Raw genomic sequence first — 17,330 nt, 5'->3', positions numbered from 1 at the left:
CGATAAATCGCGCCGCTACGAATAGGTGCATCTACGGTAGCGGCGCAATCTATTGCGCATTGTTTTGCCAAAGGAGAATGCTCATGTCGCTGAATCCACTTCAGCTCACGCTCGAAAACAGCCTCGAACAACACAGCGCCGCTTATCTCAAGGTATCGCAGGCGATATTCCAAAATCCTGAAACTGGCAACAACGAATATTTTGCCAGTGAGCGACTCACGCAACTACTTAGCGCTGAGGGCTTTGCGGTCACGCGCAACGTCGCCGGACATGAAACCGCGTTCTACGCGGTGAAGGCCAGCGACAAACCGGGCCCCACCATCGCTTTTCTCGCGGAATATGACGCGCTGATCGGCATCGGTCACGCCTGCGGTCATAACCTGATTGGCACCACCAGCGTGGCGGCGGCCATCACGCTCGCGCAGGTGCTGGATCAAACCGGCGGGCGCGTAGTGGTATTAGGCACGCCAGCGGAAGAGGGCGGATTGGGCGGACCGGGCGGACCCAAAGGCAACGTGAAAAAGCGCTTTGTCGAAGCCGGCTACCTCAAAGATGTCGACGTGGCGCTGATGGTGCATCCTTCGGGCAAAACCCGCCTGACTGAATCGACGCTCGCCAATAATCATCTCTATTTCCACTTCTACGGCAAGCCGTCGCACGCCGCCAGCGCGCCCCATGAAGGGATCAACGCGCTGGATGCGCTGGTGCTGCTCTACAACGGCATCAGCGTGTTGCGTCAGCAACTGCCGGATGGCGTGCGCGTGCACGGCATTATCACCAACGGCGGCCAGGCCCCGAACGTGATCCCGGAATACGCGTCGGCGCATTACTACATCCGCGCGGACAGCCGCGAAGTGGTGGAATCCCTTGAGCCGCGTCTGCGTGCCATTGCTGAAGGCGTGGCGCTGGCGACCGGCGCGCGCGTCGAGATTGACCATCAGATTGGCCCGCGCGATTTCAAACTCAACGCAGCGCTGGATGCCTTGCTGCTGGAAGAGTTCACCGCGGCAGGCGAGCAGGTTGATCTCTCGCCGCAGCAGAACAAAGTCTCCACCGATGCTGGCGACATCAGCCACGCGGTGCCGACGGCGCATCCGTGGCTGAAAATCGGCCCCGACGATCTGATTTTCCATACCGTGCCCTTCCGTGAAGCGGCCAACTCAGCGCGCGGCTATCAGGCGCTGCTGATTGGCGCGCGCGTGCTGGCTCGCACCGGCTTACGTCTGCTGACCGATGCGGACGCCTTAAACCATGTCAAAGCGGATTTCGCGCGACAACCATAAAGGAGAGTGTTGTGTCGCAAACCTATCGCAGAAAACTGAAAACGCTGGTCGGCGCCAGCAGTGTGATTTCCGCCGCCAATGACAGCCAGCCTGGCTTGGGCATCACGCGCGCCATCGAACTGGCGAAAATTGCCGAGCGCGAAAAAATCACCGGCCTGTTCACCGCCGATTTGCTGCAGGCCGATGCGGCCGGATTAGCGGGCACCACCGGCACGCAAGATCCGCTGATTGCGCTGGCGGCATTGAGCCAGGTCACTTCGCACATCGGTTTAATCGCTACCGTCAGCACCAGCTGGCTGCATCCGTATAATCTGGCGCGTCAGGTCGGCACGCTCGATCACATCAGCGGCGGTCGCGCGGGCTGGAACGCGGTAACGTCATCGGTCGGCGAGGAGAACTTCGGTGAAAGCCAGCTGCCGCCACCGCAGGAGCGCTACGCGCGCGCCACAGAATTTATTGAAGTGATGAACGCGCTGTATGACGCCAACGAACGCGCGGCAGCGCAGCGCACCGCCAGCGGCGGTATTCGTCTCGACCACAGCAAACTGCATCCGATTCACTATCGCGGCGACTATTTCCAGGTGGCGGGACCGCTTAACGTGCCGCCGCCGCCACAGCGCCGTCCGGTGCAGTTCCAGGCGGGCCAATCCGACGCGGGCGTCACGCTCGGCGCACGTTATGCCGAGGTGATTTACACCTCGCAGCCCACGTTTGATGCGGCGCAAACCTTCGTGGCTGATGTGCAGCAGCGGGCGCGACGTTTTGGCCGCGAACATAATCCGCCGCTGATCATGAACTCGTTCCACGCCATCATTGGCGACAGCGACGCCGATGTGGCGCGCCGTCTGCGCGATAAGCATGAACGCATCAACTATGAACAGGGCAGATTACGCGTGGCCGATATGCTGGGCGGCGAGGTAGATCTGCGCGATGTGCCGCTCGACCAACCGCTGCCCGCCGCGTTGATTCCCGAACTGGCGCAGGTGCATCGTCGTCAGGGGCGCGCCGCCATTTTCCGTGGCTATGCGTTGGAAGGATTAACCCTGCGCGAGCTGATCATCAAAGCCGAAGAGACCGGCCACTGGTTTGTTGCCGGCACGCCAGAAACCCTGGCCGATGCCATCGAACAGCGCTACCGCGCCGGCGTGCTGGATGTGATTTCGCTGCATGGACTCGGCCAGCCCGATCAGCATGATTTGCTGCTCAACGGCCTGCTGCCAGAACTGCGTCGCCGCCAGCTGATCGATACCGATTATGTCGGCAACGATTTCCGCAGCAGTCTGGAGCTGGCTCCGCTACCAAACGCTATCGATTAACCCAAACCAGGTGCGCGCTTATGCGCATCTGGTTGGCGGTCGCCATACGAAGCGCCATTTCAAGTTAAAGCTCAGTCACTGCAAGCAAGGTTACGGAAGCTGCGCCGCATTTTGTTTATCCGATCCGTCATAATCCTTTGAACTGCAAAAACAGTTTTCTATTATCGGCCTTCTTTGTTACGCACTAAGCTCCCGCCTGTACAAAATGCTTCATGACCTGAAAGAAGCGCCTTATGTATCAGGATGGTCGCCGTTTTATCGGCAACGCCGCCTTTGAAAACGGCTGAATCTGTCCTTCGATGGATTAAGGCTTTCTTCACGCTTTATTACGCTAAGGAAATCACAATGAATCAGATGAATAATTGTGCATCGCCTGCTGTAGATGTTATATTAAAATATAATATCAGGAGGTGCTCTATGTATACAACTCGCCTTAAAAAGGTCGGCGGATCCATCATGCTGGCGGTTCCCCCCGCCGTGCTGAAAACGCTGGAGCTGTCGATGGGCAGCGAAGTGGGTATGACTATTGATAATGGCTGCCTGATTATTGAACCCCAGAAACGGCCCCGTTATTCGCTTGAGGAACTGCTGGCGCAGTGCGATCCGCACGCCGAAATGAGTGAAGAGGATCGTGAATGGATTGATGCGCCTGCGGTGGGCAAGGAGATCCTGTAAATGGACAGAGGGGAAATCTGGCTTGTTTCACTGGATCCGATTGCCGGCCACGAGCAAAGCGGAAAACGTCCGGTGCTTATCGTATCGAAGGCATCATTTAACACGCTCACCCGGTTGCCCGTTGTTGTCCCTGTGACCAGCGGCGGAAACTTTGCTCGCGAAGCCGGTTTCACCGTTTCACTGGACGGGGCGGGAACAAAAACAACGGGCGTGATCCGCTGCGACCAGCCCAGAACCATTGATATGGGAGCCCGAAATGGTAAGCGACTGGAGCGCATACCCGACGCTGTCGTGAATGAGGTGCTGGCTCGACTGGAAGCCATTCTGAGCTGATATTTTTTATGTAACCTGAACGAGGGCGCTGTCACATACAGCGCCCTCATTTTTTATAACAACAAGTGATTAAAAAATCTTTTGCTGGTAAAAACAGTTTCTCCTTTCCCCGCCAGCGGCACTGGCGTAGTCTCCCCCTTGCTCTATGCTGTCGTAGACAGCGCCCAACGCTTCACAACCTGAAAGAACCGCCTGTTATCAGGACGCTTGATCCGTTTACCGGTGCAGACCTCTGCAAACACCGGGTCGCAGAACATCGCGACGAAGGCCCGAGTTTTAACACGATACGTCCTTTACTGCGCCAGCCTGCTAGTCTGAATTTGCACCGTGCCGGAATTCTCCTGGCTAACCTGTACCCTCAGCGCCTTTTACCTTACGGACTGCGGCCTGCATTGCCGCAAGGCTTTCCTGCTGCGTGGTCGTAAAACTGCACCAACAATAAATTTTCAGACACTGCACCAGTCCAGTGCGCCACTTTAACCGCGCAGAGCGGGAAGTGACGCACGCAGCCTTTTCGACCTGCACCAGAAAACTCAACTGCGCCAGCTCACGGCTGGATCCTGACACCGCCTTTTCAGGCCATTTAACCAAAAAGGAGAACATGAACCGATACCAGAGGGGAATCAGGACGATCCGGGGGATGACCCGCTAAGGCGGGCCGCTGCTCAGAGAGCACAACCGAAGCCCCACCACACCTCAACAGCGACCGCCCCGGCGCATAAAAAGCAAAAAGCCCGCTTAGTTTCCTAAGCGGGCTTCTCTAAATTTGGCTCCTCTGACTGGACTCGAACCAGTGACATACGGATTAACAGTCCGCCGTTCTACCGACTGAACTACAGAGGAATCGTGTGAACGAGGCGCATATTAGCGATGCCGATCCCCGTTGTCAAAGCCCGACTGCACACTTTTGGTTTAAGTGCGCGTAAAAGCAGCGGAATGCTGCTTTTCTGCCTTGAATGATCAGATTCTAAACTGCCAGCAAGATCTCACTTTAAACGCAATTCCTTTGAGATGTTAGATGCATGTCAAAGTTTTGTTATTTGCCGATTTTAAAACAATCATTTCAGTGCTTTTATGATGAAAGTTTCAAATGCAAGTTAGATGAAATAAATGAACTGCTAATCATCACCGGCGAAATGAGTTGCTTCATCTGAAACGGCATTTCGAAAATAACTGGCTGATTAGTAGCGGGTTACACAGAAAAGATGCAGTAAACCGATAGCGTTAGACCAGAAGCCTTACCTCTACAACCACAAAAAAAACGCCAGCGACGTTGGGTGAATGTAAAAGATATTTTTCATTCGCGGTCTCAGCCAACCTGAGCATGTTAACGAATAAGAAGGGTTACCTATGAAATTCAAAAAAGCGTTATTAACTTCCCTGTTAGTTTGCATGTTACCTGCCGCCGTGATGGCAAAAGACCTTCAGGTAGGCGTTTCTATGGCGCTGTTCGACGACAACTTCCTCACTATTCTGCGCAACGCAATGCAGAAAGAGATGCAAAAAGACAACATCAAAGGCCAGGTTGAAGACGCCAAAGGCGACGTGGCACAGCAGCTGCAGCAGGTGCAGAACTTCATTGGTCAGGGCGTTGACGCCATCATTGTTAACCCAGTGGATACCAACGCGGTGAAACCGCTGGTGGATGCCGCAGCGAAAGCCGGCGTGCCGCTGGTGTTCGTCAACCGTAAACCGGCAGGCGAGTTGAAAGACAAAATGGCGTTTGTCGGTTCGGATTCTGAACTGGCGGGCCGTCTGCAAATGGAAGCGCTAGCTAAAAAGATGAACGGTAAAGGCAACGTGGCGATTCTGCTGGGTGACCTGGCTAACGAATCCACCCGTGAACGCACCAAAGGTGTGGAAGCGGTGGTCGCCAAATATCCGGGCATTAAAGTTGTGCAGAAACAAACTGCTAAATTCACCCGTAATGATGCGGTGGACGTGGTGAGTAACTGGCTGACCGCGGGCGATGACATTCAGGCGATTGCCTCTAACAACGATGAAATGGCAATCGGTGCGCTGCAGGCGCTGGGTAAAAACCCGAATCACATCCTCGTCGCGGGTGTGGATGGTACGCCGGACGCACTGCAGATGATCAAGAACGACAAAATGGTCGCCACGGTCTTCCAGGATGCGAAAGGTCAGGGCGAAGGCGCGGTACAAACGGCGGTCAAGCTGATTAACGGCGAGAAAGTGCAGAAAGTGGTCGATATCCCGTTCCAGCTGATTACCAAAGATAACTACGAAAAATTCGCCAGTCAGAATCAGAAATAAACCGTAACCGACTCAGCCGTACGGAGGTGATGTATGACCGCTTTTGCGCTTGAAGCCGAAGGCATCAGCAAGTTCTTCCCCGGAGTGAAGGCACTCGACAATGTCTCACTGCGTATTAAACCGGGGTCGGTACATGCCCTGATGGGTGAAAATGGCGCGGGCAAATCCACTTTAATGAAATGCCTTATCGGGATGTATCGTCCCGATAAGGGTACCATTCGCATTAAAGGGGAGCCGGTGCAGTTTCAGGACACCATGGATGCGCTGCGTTCCGGCATCTCCATGATTCACCAGGAACTCAATCTGGTGCCTTACATGACCGTGGCCGAGAATATCTGGCTCGGCCGCGAACCGATGAAGTACGGCTTTGTTGACCATGGCAAGCTGAACAAACAGACGCAGGAACTGCTGAACAAGCTCAATATCCGTTTAAAAGCCGATCGTCTGGTTGGCGAGTTGAGTATTGCGTCGCAGCAGATGGTGGAAATCGCGAAAGCGGTGTCATGGAATTCGGACATCGTGATTATGGATGAACCGACCTCCGCACTGACGGAAACCGAAGTGGCGCACCTGTTCACGATCATCCGCGACCTGCGTGAGCAGGGCAAAGCCATCATCTATATCAGCCATAAGATGGATGAGATTTTCACCATTACCGATGAGATCAGTATTTTCCGTGACGGATCGTGGGTCGGCAGCAACAGCACCAGCGAATACACGCGTCAGTCACTGATTACGCAAATGGTGGGCCGTGAATTAACCCAGCTGTTCCCGAAATTCAACGGTGAAATCGGTGGGGATGTGCTGACGGTGCGCAATCTCACCTGCAAAGATCGCTTCACCGACATCAACTTCACGGTGCGCAAGGGCGAAATCCTCGGCGTAGCGGGATTGGTGGGTGCCGGACGCAGCGAAGTGATGGAAAGCCTGTTCGGCATGGAGAGTTTCGACAGCGGTGAAATCCTGATTGATGGCGTGCCGGTCAAGATCGATTCGCCGTCAACGGCGATAGAGAAGGGCATGGCGTTCCTGACCGAAGACCGTAAAAAGTCGGGGCTGTTCCTGGTGTTGTCGGTGATGGAGAACATGAGCATCGTCAACATGCCCGATTACACCCATAAAAGCGGTTTTGTCAGCCACATCAAAATGGCGCAGGACTGCATGGATCAAATTCGCAAGCTGAACATTAAAACCCCCACCATGGATCAGATCATCAATAACCTCAGCGGCGGTAACCAGCAGAAGGTGCTGATTGCCCGCTGGCTGCTGGCGCAACCGAAGATCCTGATTCTTGACGAACCCACGCGCGGTATCGACGTGGGGGCAAAAGCAGAGATTTATCGCTTAATCAGTGAACTGGCGAATCGCGGCGTGGCCATCATCATGGTGTCGTCCGAACTGCCAGAAATTCTCGGCATGAGCGACCGCGTGATGGTTATGCACGGCGGACGTATAACCGGCATCCTCGATAAAGAAGAGGCCAATCAGGAATCCATTTTGTCGTTGGCATCCGAGTGAGGCGTGAGACACCTATGAGTAACGTAAAAATTACGGCCCCGCAGGCCGCAGAACAGAGTTCTTTCTTTGGCAATTTGCGTCACAAGTTGCCAAAAGACACCGGTATTTTTGTCGTGATGGTAGGCATTGCCCTGATTTTTGAAATTGCCGGTTGGTATGTACGTGACCAATCTTTCCTGATGAACACCAACCGCCTGGTGCTGATTATTCTGCAGGTGGCGATCATCGGTATTATCGCAGTGGGCGTGACCCAGGTCATCATCACCACCGGTATTGACCTGTCATCCGGTTCGGTTATTGCCCTCACCGCGGTGGTGGCGGCCAGTCTGGCGCAAACTTCAGACAGCCTGTCACCGATGTATCCCTCGCTGGTGAACCTGCCTGCGGTGATTCCCATCGTCGCCGGGATTGGCGTAGGGCTGCTGTGCGGTGTAATGAATGGCGTGCTGATCACCAAAACCGGTATTCCGCCGTTTATCGCCACGCTCGGCATGATGGTGTCGGCACGCGGTCTGGCGCAGTACTACACGCAGGGTAACCCGATTAGCTTCCTGTCAGATGGCTTCACCTCCATCGGCCAGGGCGCGATGCCAGTCATTATCTTCCTGGTGGTGGCGTTCCTGTTCCACATCGCACTAAAACACACTCGCTACGGCAAATATGTCTACGCGATTGGCGGCAACATGACCTCCGCCAAAGTGTCTGGTATCAACGTTAATAAGTACCTGATCATCGTCTACACCATCGCCGGTGCGCTCTCTGGCCTGGCGGGTGTGGTGCTGGCGGCGCGCGTCAGTAGCGGCCAGTCCAGCATGGGGATGGCGTACGAACTGGATGCCATCGCCGCAGCGGTTATCGGCGGCAGCAGCCTAATGGGCGGCGTGGGGCGCATCACCGGTACGCTGATTGGTGCAGTGATTCTTGGCCTGATCAAGAGCGGCTTCACCTTTGTCGGTGTTGATGCTTACGTGCAGGACATCATCAAAGGCATCATCATCGTCGCAGCGGTTTCTATTGATATGCACAGAAACCGTAAAAAAAGATAATACGCTTCATACTTCACGCTGTAGCGGCGTTGGCTGCGAAAATTCCCCCCGGTCACATAGTTAACTATGCTCCCGGGGCTGAATTTTCTTGCCGCCTTGCTACAGCGCGAATTATTTTGCGTAGTGACATTGTGCACGGTCGGTTCCCTCTCCCGCGCGCGGGAGAGGGTTCGGGTGAGGGACAACGCGCACCGCCGCCCACATAAGTTTTCCAACTGGCTAACCCCATTCTTTCCCGCTCGTTTTTTTCCATTCCCGCCGTTTCTGTTCACTTTCTGTGTTTTCTGCACCAAACCAGCCCATCCGGTCATCACTTTTTTGCACGCCTGACTCGCATTTTCTGCCCCACGGCGGTGCATATTGTTTAACGCTCACGCGAATCACGTCATCGCCCACGCTTATTAACTCCTTCGAGGTAATCACAAACGCTTATTTTCCGTGCCGTTAGGAAAAATCTGGCAACGCAATTTTGCATCGCGAACAAACCTGGCCTGCATATTGCAACTTCATTCCCACAAGCCAGCAGGCTGAAACACCCAACTGGGTATTCGGGGATTGACGGAGGCAACATGAATTTAAGACGACTCAAGTATTTTGTAAAAATCGTCGATATCGGCAGCCTGACTCAGGCAGCAGAAGTGCTGCACATCGCGCAGCCTGCGCTTAGCCAGCAGGTGGCGACGCTGGAAAATGAACTCGATCAGCAATTGCTGATCCGCACCAAGCGCGGCGTAACGCCCACTGAAGCCGGAAAAATTCTGTATGCCCACGCTCGCACCATTCTGCGCCAGTGTGAACAGGCGCAAACGGCGGTGATCAACGCCGGCCAGGCACTGAACGGCCAGGTTTCGATTGGTTTAGCGCCGGGCACCGCCGCATCTTCGCTCACCATGCCGCTGCTGCACACGGTGCGTGAGCAGTTCCCGGATGTGCTGGTGTATCTGCATGAAAACAGCGGCACCTCGCTCAATGAAAAAGTGATGAACGGCCAGCTGGATATGGCAGTGCTGTACGACCGTGCGCCAACGGCGGGCATCAACAGCATTCCTTTAATGAAAGAAGAGCTCTATCTGGTGGGCGCAACAGCGTGCCCGGGTGCCACGGTCGATCTGGCCGATGTGGCGCAGATGAGCCTGTTCCTGCCACGCGATTACAGCGCGGTGCGTAAACGTGTCGATGAAGCGTTCTCGCTGCGCCGTCTGAGCGCGCGCATTATTGGCGAAATCGAATCCATTTCGACGCTGACGGCGGCGGTGTCCAGCGGTATGGGCGTGACGGTGCTGCCAGAATCTGCGGCGCGGGCGCTGGTGAGTTCAACCCATGCGTGGATGGCGCGCATTAACAGTCCGTCACTCAATCTGCCGCTGTCGCTGAACATCTCGGCGCGTCTGCCGCTGTCGCCATCGGCGCAGGCCGTGAAGAATATTTTGCTGTCGCTGCTGAATAAGCCAGCGGTAGAGGACCGTGAATTGATGCTGGTGGGATGAGTTAAGCGCACTTTTTCCCTCACCCTAACCCTCTCCCATTAATGGGAGAGGGGACCGATCCCGCCGATATTAGCCAAATAAATCACCTTACCAACCAACCGCTCGATCAGCTCCCTCGCCCGCTTGCGGGAGAGGGCGGGGGTGAGGGCGTCCTTCAAACTACCCCTTATTACTATTCCGCATAACACACGGTTTTTTATTATTTGTTGCGATGACATCAACTTCATAACATGGACGAAACAGGGGCAGGAACCAGGAGAAAAGGGTGTGAATTTCCAGCAACTTAAAATTATACGTGAAGCGGCCCGTTGCGAGTTCAACCTGACCGAAGTGGCGAATACGCTGTTTACCTCCCAATCCGGAGTCAGCCGCCATATTCGCGATCTGGAAGATGAACTGGGCGTGGAAATCTTTATTCGTCGTGGCAAGCGACTGTTAGGCATGACCGAACCGGGCAAGGCGCTGTTGACCATTGCTGAGCGCATCCTTGATGAAGCGGGCAAAGTGCGCCGCTTAGCGGATGTGTTTACCAATGAAACCAGCGGCGTGCTGACCATCGCCACCACGCACACCCAGGCGCGCTACAGCCTGCCGCGCGTGATCAAAGCGTTTCGCCAGCTCTATCCCAACGTGCGCCTTGAGCTCAATCAGGGATCGCCGCAGGAGATCGTCGCCATGCTGCTGGCCGGTGAAGCCGATATCGGTATCGCCTCTGAGCAGTTAGTGAATAACAGCAGTCTTGCGGCATTCCCGTGGTTCAGCTGGCATCACTCGCTGCTGGTGCCGCACGATCATGAACTGTTACAGCAGCAGCCCATTACGCTCGCCAGCCTGAGCCGCTATCCGTTAATCACCTATCGTCAGGGCATTACCGGCCGTTCGCGGGTGGATCGGGCATTCCAGGCCGCCGGTCTGTGCCCGGATATCGTGCTCAGCGCGCAGGATTCTGACGTGGTGAAAACCTACGTGGAACTCGGTCTTGGCGTGGGGATTCTCGCCGATCAGGCGTGCGATATTTACGAAGGCGAAGATCTGGTAAAAATCGACACCCATCATCTGTTCGATGCCAATACCGTGTGGCTCGGCCTGAAGCGCGGCCAGCTGCAACGCAATTACGTTTGGCAGTTCCTCGAACTCTGTAATGCCAACCTGTCGCTGGAGGAGATCAAGCGTCAGGCGCTATCCTACGAAACCGAAAACGAACCGGCCATCGACTTCCAGATCTAAGCCAGCACGGTGCGGCGCAACCCAGCCGCACCGCCACGCAACCGCGTTCCCGCTTTCATCCCCGCCCTGAAATGTGCTAAAGACAAGGGCATTTCCCGCACATCAGGAGCAAACATGATCAGGCTACGCGCTATGACGCCACGCGACATCGATTCCGGCGTTGCCCTCACGCAGCAACTGCACTGGCCGCATCGCCGCGAAGACTGGCAGCAGGCGCTGACGTTCGGCGCAGGCACGGTGGCTGAACATCAGGGCGACTACGCTGGCAGCGCGCTGGGGTTTCGCTGGGGCGAGCAGGCAGCCACCATCGGGCTCGTCATCGTCAGCCCACTCTGGCAAGGGCAGGGCATCGGCAAACAATTGATGCTGGCGCTGCTGGAACAATTTCCTGATTACCGGCTGCGGCTGCACGCCACCGAGAGTGGCAAACCGCTTTATCAGAAAGTCGGTTTTGCGGTGACGGGCCAGATTCTGCAGCATCAAACGCGCGCGCTGGCGGCGGTGTCAGCGTTGACGGTGCCAGCCGGTTTCACGCTGCGTCCCGCGCTGCCCGCAGAGGCACAACCGTTGACCGCCCTCGATCACCAGGCGCACGGCCTGTGGCGCCCCGCGTTAATCACTCACCTGATTGCCAATACACAAACCCGCATATTGCGGGATGCGCAGCAGCGCGTGCAGGGCTTTGCCAGCCTGCGCCGGTTTGGTCACGGCTGGTCGATTGGCCCGGTGATTGCGCTGAATCTGTCGAGCGCGCAAACCTTGATTGCCGCCCTGATGCAGATGCTGCGCGGCGAGTTTGTGCGCATCGATACCGATGCCGCGTTACCGCTGGCGCAATGGCTTAAAACCCTGGGTCTGGAGCAGGTGGATGCGCCCACCATCATGGTGCGCGGCACGCCGTGGATGCCACAGGCCGGCGCGATGCAGGCTTATGGGTTGATGACGCAGGCGATGGGATGATGCCGGATGAAGAGGGGATCGCTGCCGCGGCCGTCGCGGCGGAAGATGTGTGCCGTGATCGCCGCACAACGTAGCGGCGCGATTTATCGCGCAATGCCAGCCGGTGCGCGATGCCCGAAGGTTCTGAGTGGGTAAACAACAAAAAAAGCCACCGAATTTCGGTGGCTTTCCAGACAAACCTGCAACGAACTAACCGTTAAATCAGCTCGGTTTTCACCCCCTGCTGCACCAGCAGTTCCGCGTCATCGCCGTGGCTGTACACCTCGTACTCCACGCCCGCGACCGTCACCGTGCCCTGCTGATGCTGCCATTCGCTGATATCGCTGCCTTCCGGCAGAATATCTTTCAGCTGCACCACGTCGCCGGCATCGCCGTTCACCATCAGCTGGGTTTTACCGTCTTCGATAAACAGATCTTTTTCGCCGTAATGCAGCAGCGCATCAAGATCAATTTTCAGCTTATTATCCCCGCTACCGCGAATATCAAAGATCTCTACCGACTGAATCTCTGCTTTATGCTGAGATAAATCGAGCAGCTGATCTTTACCGGTTAATTGCAGGGTATCCACCTGGGTTTCACTGCCGGTGATGGGGTGATCGATTAACTCGTCGACGCCGTCGAGGAAGTGGACGATGTTTTCGTGGGCATCTATAATTTCATTTTGAGAAACACGAGGCTCTATAATGTTATATATATTATCTAAATATAAATCAGACATTCCTTCTTGAAAAGATATGTAAAGGCTATTATTCACTTCTTCGTCAAAGTTATGCTTATAAATATCTCTGCTAATTCTAATTGTTTCTCCAGGCTTTATAATAAATTGCGTTGTAAACCCCTTAACCTCTATTGAGAAAGTTGCATCATTCTTCCCATTATTAAAGACATCAAATCCACAATCCACTAACCTATGCTTACCACCTACTGCAATAGTAGCTCTCACGTAATTTGAAATGAAACAACGATCTCCAAAGAAATCAGGTGCTCCTTCAGGTTTAGATGCGATGTAACCATTTGGTATATATGGATTCAATACACCAAAACCAAAATCAGTTATATTGCCTTCGAAGCGATAACCAGTTGCGTAAAGTGCGCCAATATTTTTATTTTCGAAGTCTAACATTCCTTTTGAACCTGAATATTCTTTTGTAATATTCAACTCGAATGCCTGACTCCAGTTTTCAGCTTCAGAATTTTTTACCTGGAAATCCCAGTCCCCCCTCGCTAGCGCCTTGTCTGGCGTCCAGCTCCACTTTCCATCCGCATCCGCCTTAACGCTGTAAGTTGTCTCACCCGACGAATGCTGCGCACGGATCATCACCACGCTGTCGGCCGGCGCGGTGCCGCGCAGGGTTGGCGTCTGGTCATCGGTGGTGTCGCCGCTGGCGAGGCTGCCGGTCTCGGCACCAAAATCATCAAACGCGTCGGTAATGGTCGGCGCGGGGTTGTTGTACTCCAGCACAAATTTCCCGCTCCAGTCGCTCTCGGCGCCGTCGAGTCTGGCTAACGCCCGGAACTCCCAGGTGGTGTTATGGCTCAGCGCCGGCGAGGTCCACTCCCAGCTGCCGTCGGCTTTCACCACGGTGCTGCCGGCGTTTTCCCACGCGCCGTCCCACGTGCCGCTCTGGAAGTAAATCACGCTGCCGGCCACGCCGCGCCCGCGCAGGGTCGGCGTGCTGTCGTCGGTGATATCACCGCTCTTCAGGCTGCCGGTCACCGCACCAAAATCGTCCCAGGCGCTGTCGATGGTCGGCTTGAGGTCCATCGCCGGGTCGACGGTCAGCTGGAAGCTGCTCCAGCCGCTCTGTCCGGCCTTCTGCACTTCGAAGGTCCAGTTGCCCTTTGCCAGCGCTGACGGGGTCCACGTCCACTTGCCTGCACTGTCCACGTTCACCGTGGTGGAGGCGTAGCTGCCGCCGTCCAGCTTATAGCGCAGCGTAATGCTGCTGTTCGCCGGGCCGCTGCCGCGCAGGGTCGGCGTGGTGTCGTCGGTGCTGCTGCCGCTGCTGAGGCTGCCGGTGTTGGGGCCCGCGTCATCCCATGCGCCGTCGATGGTCGGGTAGCGGTCGGCGCCGGAGTCAATGTTCAGCTCATAGCTGCTCCACTCGTACTGACCCTCTTTTTTCACCTCAAAGGTCCAGTTGCCGTCGGTAAGCTCCGGCGCGGTCCACGTCCAGTTGCCGCTGGCGTCCACTTTAATGGTGCCTTCAACCAGGGTGGCCAGGCGGAAGTAGCGCAGCATGAGGGTGCTGTTCGCCGGGCCGGTGCCGCGCAGGGTTGGCGTGCTGTCGTCGGTGGTGCCGCCGTTGCTGATGAGGCCGGTGGTGGGGCCGGCGTCATCCCAGGCGCTGTCGATGGTCGGTTTACGGTCCACGGTCGGGTCGATGGTCAGCGTGAAGCTGCTCCAGCCGCTCTGGCCGGGCTTCTGCACCTCAAAGGTCCATTTGCCGCTGGCCAGCGCGGACGGCGTCCAGGTCCAGTTGCCGGCCGCATCCACGTTTACGGTGGTGGAGGCGTAGCCGCCGCTGCCGAGCTTATAGCGCAGCGAAATCACGCTGTTCGCCGGGCCGCTGCCGTTCAGGGTTGGGGTGGCGTCGTCGGTGATGCCGCCGTTAGCGATAATGCCCTTAACGGTTCCAAAATCATCGTAGGCGCCGTTAATGGTCGCGTTACGGTCCAGCGTGGGATCGACGGTGAGCGTAAAGCTGCTCCAGTCGCTCTGGCCGGTCTTCTGCACCTCAAAGGTCCAGCTGCCCTTCGCCAGCGCGGACGGGGTCCAGGTCCAGTGGCCGCTGCTGTCCACGTTCACCGTGATGGAGGCGTACTCGCCCGAACCCAGCTTATAGCGCAGCGTAATCTCGCCGTTCGCCGGGCCGCTGCCGCGCAGGGTTGGCGTGGTGTCGTCGGTGCTGCTGCCGCTCGCCAGGCTGCCGGTTACCGCGCCGGCATCGTCCCAGGCGCTGTCGATGGTCGGCTTCAGGTCCAGGTCCGGGTCGATGGTCAGCGTGAAGCTGTTCCAGCCGCTCTGGCCGGCATTCTGCACCTCAAAGGTCCAGTTGCCTTTCGCCAGCGCGGACGGGGTCCACGTCCAGTGGCCGGTGCTGTCCACGTTCACCGTGGTGGAGGCGTAGCTGCCGCCGTCCAGCTTGTAGCGCAGCGTGATGGTGCTGTTCGCCGGGCCGCTGCCGCGCAGGGTTGGCGTGGTGTCGTCGGTGCTGCTGCCGCTGCTCAGGCTGCCGGTCACCGGGCCGGCGTTGTCCAGCGCGTCGGTGATGGCCGGCGCCTCCGCGGCGGTGTATTTAAGGATGAACTTGCCGGTCCAGCCGCTGATGACGTCACCGTTCTGCGCCTTCGCGCGGAACTCCCAGGTGCCGTTTCTGCTCAGCGCCGGCGAGGTCCACTCCCAGCTGCCGTCGGCTTTCACCACGGTGCTGCCCGCGTCGTACCAGGCGCCGCCCGCCGTGCCGCTCTGGAAGTAAATCACGCTGCCGGCCACGCCCTTGCCGCGCAGGGTCGGCGTGCTGTCGTCGGTGCTGTCACCGCTCTTCAGGCTACCGGTGACCGCACCAAAATCGTCCCAGGCGCTGTCGATGCTCGGCTTCAGGTCCAGCGCCGGATCGACGGTGAGCGTGAAGCTGCTCCAGCCGCTCTGGCCGGCCTTCTGCACCTCGAAGGTCCAGCTGCCTTTGGCGAGCGCGGACGGCGTCCACGTCCAGTGGCCTGTATTGTCCACGTTCACCGTGGTAGAGGCGTACTCGCCCGAACCCAGCTTATAGCGCAGCGTGATGGCGCCGTTCGCCGGGCCGCTGCCGCGCAGGGTCGGCGTGGTGTCGTCGGTGCTGCTGCCGCTGCTCAGGCTGCCGGTGTTGGGGCCCGCGTCATCCCAGGCGCTGTCGATGGTGGCGTTGCGGTCGGCGTCCGGGTTGATGGTCAGCGTGAAGCTGTCGTTCCAGCCGGACTGGCCCTGCGACTTCACGTCAAACGTCCACTGACCGGTGGCCAGGCTGACGCCCGGCGTCCAGTTCCAGTGGCCGGTGCTGTCGGCGTTAACCGTGACGGAAGCGGCCGCGCCGCCCGCCAGCGTGTAGCGGATCACCACCTGGCTGTTGGCCTCCGCGCGGCCCTGGAAGGTCGGCGTGGCGTCATCGGTCATGGCGCCGTTTGCCAGCGTACCGGTGACGGGGCCGAAGTCGTCCGTCACGGACTCAATGCGGGTGCGCTGGGCGATGCCGGCGGTGCCGGCGATTTCCAGCTCGAACAGCACCGAGGCGACCTCGCCGGTGCTGGCCTGGAACTCATAGCGGCCGTCGGGCAGGTTGCTGCCCGGCGTCCAGCTCCAGGTCTCGCCGCTGACGGTGGCGGTGGCGCTGCCGGCCCAGGTCGGGCTGCCGGCGAGGCGGTAATAGACGATAACGGTGCTGCCGGCGGAGACCTCGCCGCGCAGAGTCGGGGTGGCATCGTCGGTGAGCGCGCCGTTGCCCAGCGACCCGGTGAAGCTGCCCGCGTCGTCAAGCGCGTCGGTGATGGTGACTTTGACGTCCTCGCCGGCAATCACGATGTCAAACGCCTCGGAAGGCGCGCCGGCGCGCAGCTTGCCGCCGAAGGTCTCTTCGGCCATCAGGCGCAGGCTGTTAACGCCGTCGTTCAGGTCCTGAGACGGCTCCATCACCCACTTGCCGGTGACCTTGTCCGCCACCGCGCTGCCGATTTTTTCATTTTTGTCGTTGAGCAGGTAAACGGTGCTGCCTTTCTGCGCGATGCCGGTCAGCGTCGGGCGTTTGTCGTCGGTGGCTTTGCCGGCGTCGAAGCTGCCGGTCACGGCGCCCTGGTCGTCGTAGAGGTTAATCAGGTCCGGCGCGGATGGCGGGGTGGTGTCGACAATCACGGTGCCGAGCGTTGGCGTGCTGCGGTTACCGGCGGCGTCAAAGTGGCGGATGGAGAAGCTGTACTCGCCGTCGGCGTAGGGCGTCGGCGCCTCCCAGCGGTAAAAGCCTTTGTCGTCCACCGGGACGCGGAAGGTGTCGGTGCCGATCACCAGCTCGATAAAGCCGCCGGGCTCGAGCGCGGTTTTGTTGCCGAACACCAGTCTGCCGTCGGCGCTTTCGCGATAGAACACCGGGCTGCGGGCTAATAAGTCATTCATAGGTATCGTCCATAATTGTGTTATCAAAGGTGGTGCGGCGCGGACTGCGCGACATCGCACGGCGGCGG

12 protein-coding genes and 1 tRNA gene are annotated in these 17,330 nt (G+C 57.5%); 10 read left to right on the top strand and 3 right to left on the bottom strand.

Annotation, left to right across the window (positions count from 1 at the left end):
• Positions 1-83: 83 nt before the first annotated feature.
• The 4 genes from ACVLVH_RS06800 (at position 84) to ACVLVH_RS06785 (ending at position 3,607) form a co-directional block, all read left to right on the top strand.
• Complete coding sequence (locus ACVLVH_RS06800; RefSeq protein WP_192411562.1) at positions 84-1,283, top strand: M20 family metallopeptidase; 1,200 nt, start codon at positions 84-86, stop codon at positions 1,281-1,283.
• Between the two features lie 11 nt (positions 1,284-1,294).
• On the top strand, positions 1,295-2,599 hold the full coding sequence (locus tag ACVLVH_RS06795) for an NtaA/DmoA family FMN-dependent monooxygenase (protein ID WP_498949036.1): 1,305 nt from the start codon (positions 1,295-1,297) through the stop codon (positions 2,597-2,599).
• Positions 2,600-3,016: 417 nt separating this feature from the next.
• Positions 3,017-3,274, top strand: coding sequence for an AbrB/MazE/SpoVT family DNA-binding domain-containing protein (locus ACVLVH_RS06790; protein ID WP_075808466.1), 258 nt, complete (start codon positions 3,017-3,019; stop codon positions 3,272-3,274).
• Positions 3,275-3,607, top strand: coding sequence for a type II toxin-antitoxin system PemK/MazF family toxin (locus tag ACVLVH_RS06785; protein WP_277973770.1), 333 nt, complete (start codon positions 3,275-3,277; stop codon positions 3,605-3,607). It abuts the gene before it with no gap.
• 767 nt (positions 3,608-4,374) lie between these two features.
• On the opposite strand, the gene ACVLVH_RS06780 is transcribed toward ACVLVH_RS06785, so the two are convergent.
• Positions 4,375-4,450, bottom strand: a tRNA-Asn gene (locus ACVLVH_RS06780).
• A gap of 507 nt (positions 4,451-4,957) precedes the next feature.
• Between ACVLVH_RS06780 and ACVLVH_RS06775 the strand changes: the two genes are divergently transcribed.
• Genes ACVLVH_RS06775 through ACVLVH_RS06765 form a run of 3 tightly spaced genes read left to right on the top strand, consistent with a single transcriptional unit; the run spans position 4,958 to position 8,445 of the window.
• Entirely contained in the window at positions 4,958-5,881 is a 924-nt protein-coding gene (locus ACVLVH_RS06775) for a sugar ABC transporter substrate-binding protein (RefSeq protein WP_110866691.1), read from the top strand.
• Positions 5,882-5,914: 33 nt separating this feature from the next.
• Positions 5,915-7,399, top strand: a complete 1,485-nt coding sequence (locus tag ACVLVH_RS06770; RefSeq protein WP_101763420.1) for a sugar ABC transporter ATP-binding protein — start codon at positions 5,915-5,917, stop codon at positions 7,397-7,399.
• A gap of 14 nt (positions 7,400-7,413) precedes the next feature.
• Positions 7,414-8,445 (top strand): ABC transporter permease, encoded by a 1,032-nt coding sequence (locus ACVLVH_RS06765; protein WP_101763421.1) that lies wholly within the window; start codon positions 7,414-7,416, stop codon positions 8,443-8,445.
• Between the two features lie 219 nt (positions 8,446-8,664).
• Here the strand turns inward: ACVLVH_RS06765 and ACVLVH_RS06760 are convergent, their stop codons facing one another.
• Positions 8,665-8,841 carry a hypothetical protein gene (locus ACVLVH_RS06760; RefSeq protein WP_192411564.1) on the bottom strand — a complete coding sequence of 59 codons (177 nt, stop codon included), beginning with the start codon at positions 8,839-8,841 and terminating at the stop codon, positions 8,665-8,667.
• A 173-nt stretch (positions 8,842-9,014) separates the two neighbouring features.
• Between ACVLVH_RS06760 and nac the strand changes: the two genes are divergently transcribed.
• The 3 genes from nac to ACVLVH_RS06745 all read left to right on the top strand — a co-directional run bounded on the left by nac (position 9,015) and on the right by ACVLVH_RS06745 (position 12,119).
• On the top strand, positions 9,015-9,932 hold the full coding sequence (nac, locus tag ACVLVH_RS06755) for a nitrogen assimilation transcriptional regulator NAC (protein WP_101763422.1): 918 nt from the start codon (positions 9,015-9,017) through the stop codon (positions 9,930-9,932).
• A 267-nt stretch (positions 9,933-10,199) separates the two neighbouring features.
• On the top strand, positions 10,200-11,159 hold the full coding sequence (cbl, locus tag ACVLVH_RS06750) for an HTH-type transcriptional regulator Cbl (protein ID WP_498949035.1): 960 nt from the start codon (positions 10,200-10,202) through the stop codon (positions 11,157-11,159).
• Positions 11,160-11,273: 114 nt separating this feature from the next.
• Positions 11,274-12,119, top strand: coding sequence for a GNAT family N-acetyltransferase (locus ACVLVH_RS06745; RefSeq protein WP_498949034.1), 846 nt, complete (start codon positions 11,274-11,276; stop codon positions 12,117-12,119).
• A gap of 196 nt (positions 12,120-12,315) precedes the next feature.
• Here ACVLVH_RS06745 and ACVLVH_RS06740 read toward each other — a convergent pair whose 3' ends face one another.
• Positions 12,316-17,262, bottom strand: a complete 4,947-nt coding sequence (locus ACVLVH_RS06740) for an Ig-like domain-containing protein (protein ID WP_498949032.1) — start codon at positions 17,260-17,262, stop codon at positions 12,316-12,318.
• Between the last annotated feature and the right edge of the window lie 68 nt (positions 17,263-17,330).

It is taken from the genome of Kluyvera sp. 1366 (genome assembly GCF_054823405.1).
The sequence above is the reverse complement of the archived record's forward strand: the minus strand, read 5'-3'. Positions and strand labels throughout refer to the sequence as shown.

What these genes read in the sequence shown, in the direction of transcription:
- ACVLVH_RS06770 (WP_101763420.1), top strand. Translation starts at nt 5,915, where the DNA reads ATGACCGCTTTTGCGCTTGAAGCCGAAGGCATCAGCAAGTTCTTCCCC.
- ACVLVH_RS06800 (WP_192411562.1), top strand. Translation starts at nt 84, where the DNA reads ATGTCGCTGAATCCACTTCAGCTCACGCTCGAAAACAGCCTCGAACAA.
- ACVLVH_RS06740 (WP_498949032.1), bottom strand. Translation starts at nt 17,262, where the DNA reads ATGAATGACTTATTAGCCCGCAGCCCGGTGTTCTATCGCGAAAGCGCC.
- ACVLVH_RS06745 (WP_498949034.1), top strand. Translation starts at nt 11,274, where the DNA reads ATGATCAGGCTACGCGCTATGACGCCACGCGACATCGATTCCGGCGTT.
- nac (WP_101763422.1), top strand. Translation starts at nt 9,015, where the DNA reads ATGAATTTAAGACGACTCAAGTATTTTGTAAAAATCGTCGATATCGGC.
- ACVLVH_RS06785 (WP_277973770.1), top strand. Translation starts at nt 3,275, where the DNA reads ATGGACAGAGGGGAAATCTGGCTTGTTTCACTGGATCCGATTGCCGGC.
- ACVLVH_RS06765 (WP_101763421.1), top strand. Translation starts at nt 7,414, where the DNA reads ATGAGTAACGTAAAAATTACGGCCCCGCAGGCCGCAGAACAGAGTTCT.
- ACVLVH_RS06790 (WP_075808466.1), top strand. Translation starts at nt 3,017, where the DNA reads ATGTATACAACTCGCCTTAAAAAGGTCGGCGGATCCATCATGCTGGCG.
- ACVLVH_RS06775 (WP_110866691.1), top strand. Translation starts at nt 4,958, where the DNA reads ATGAAATTCAAAAAAGCGTTATTAACTTCCCTGTTAGTTTGCATGTTA.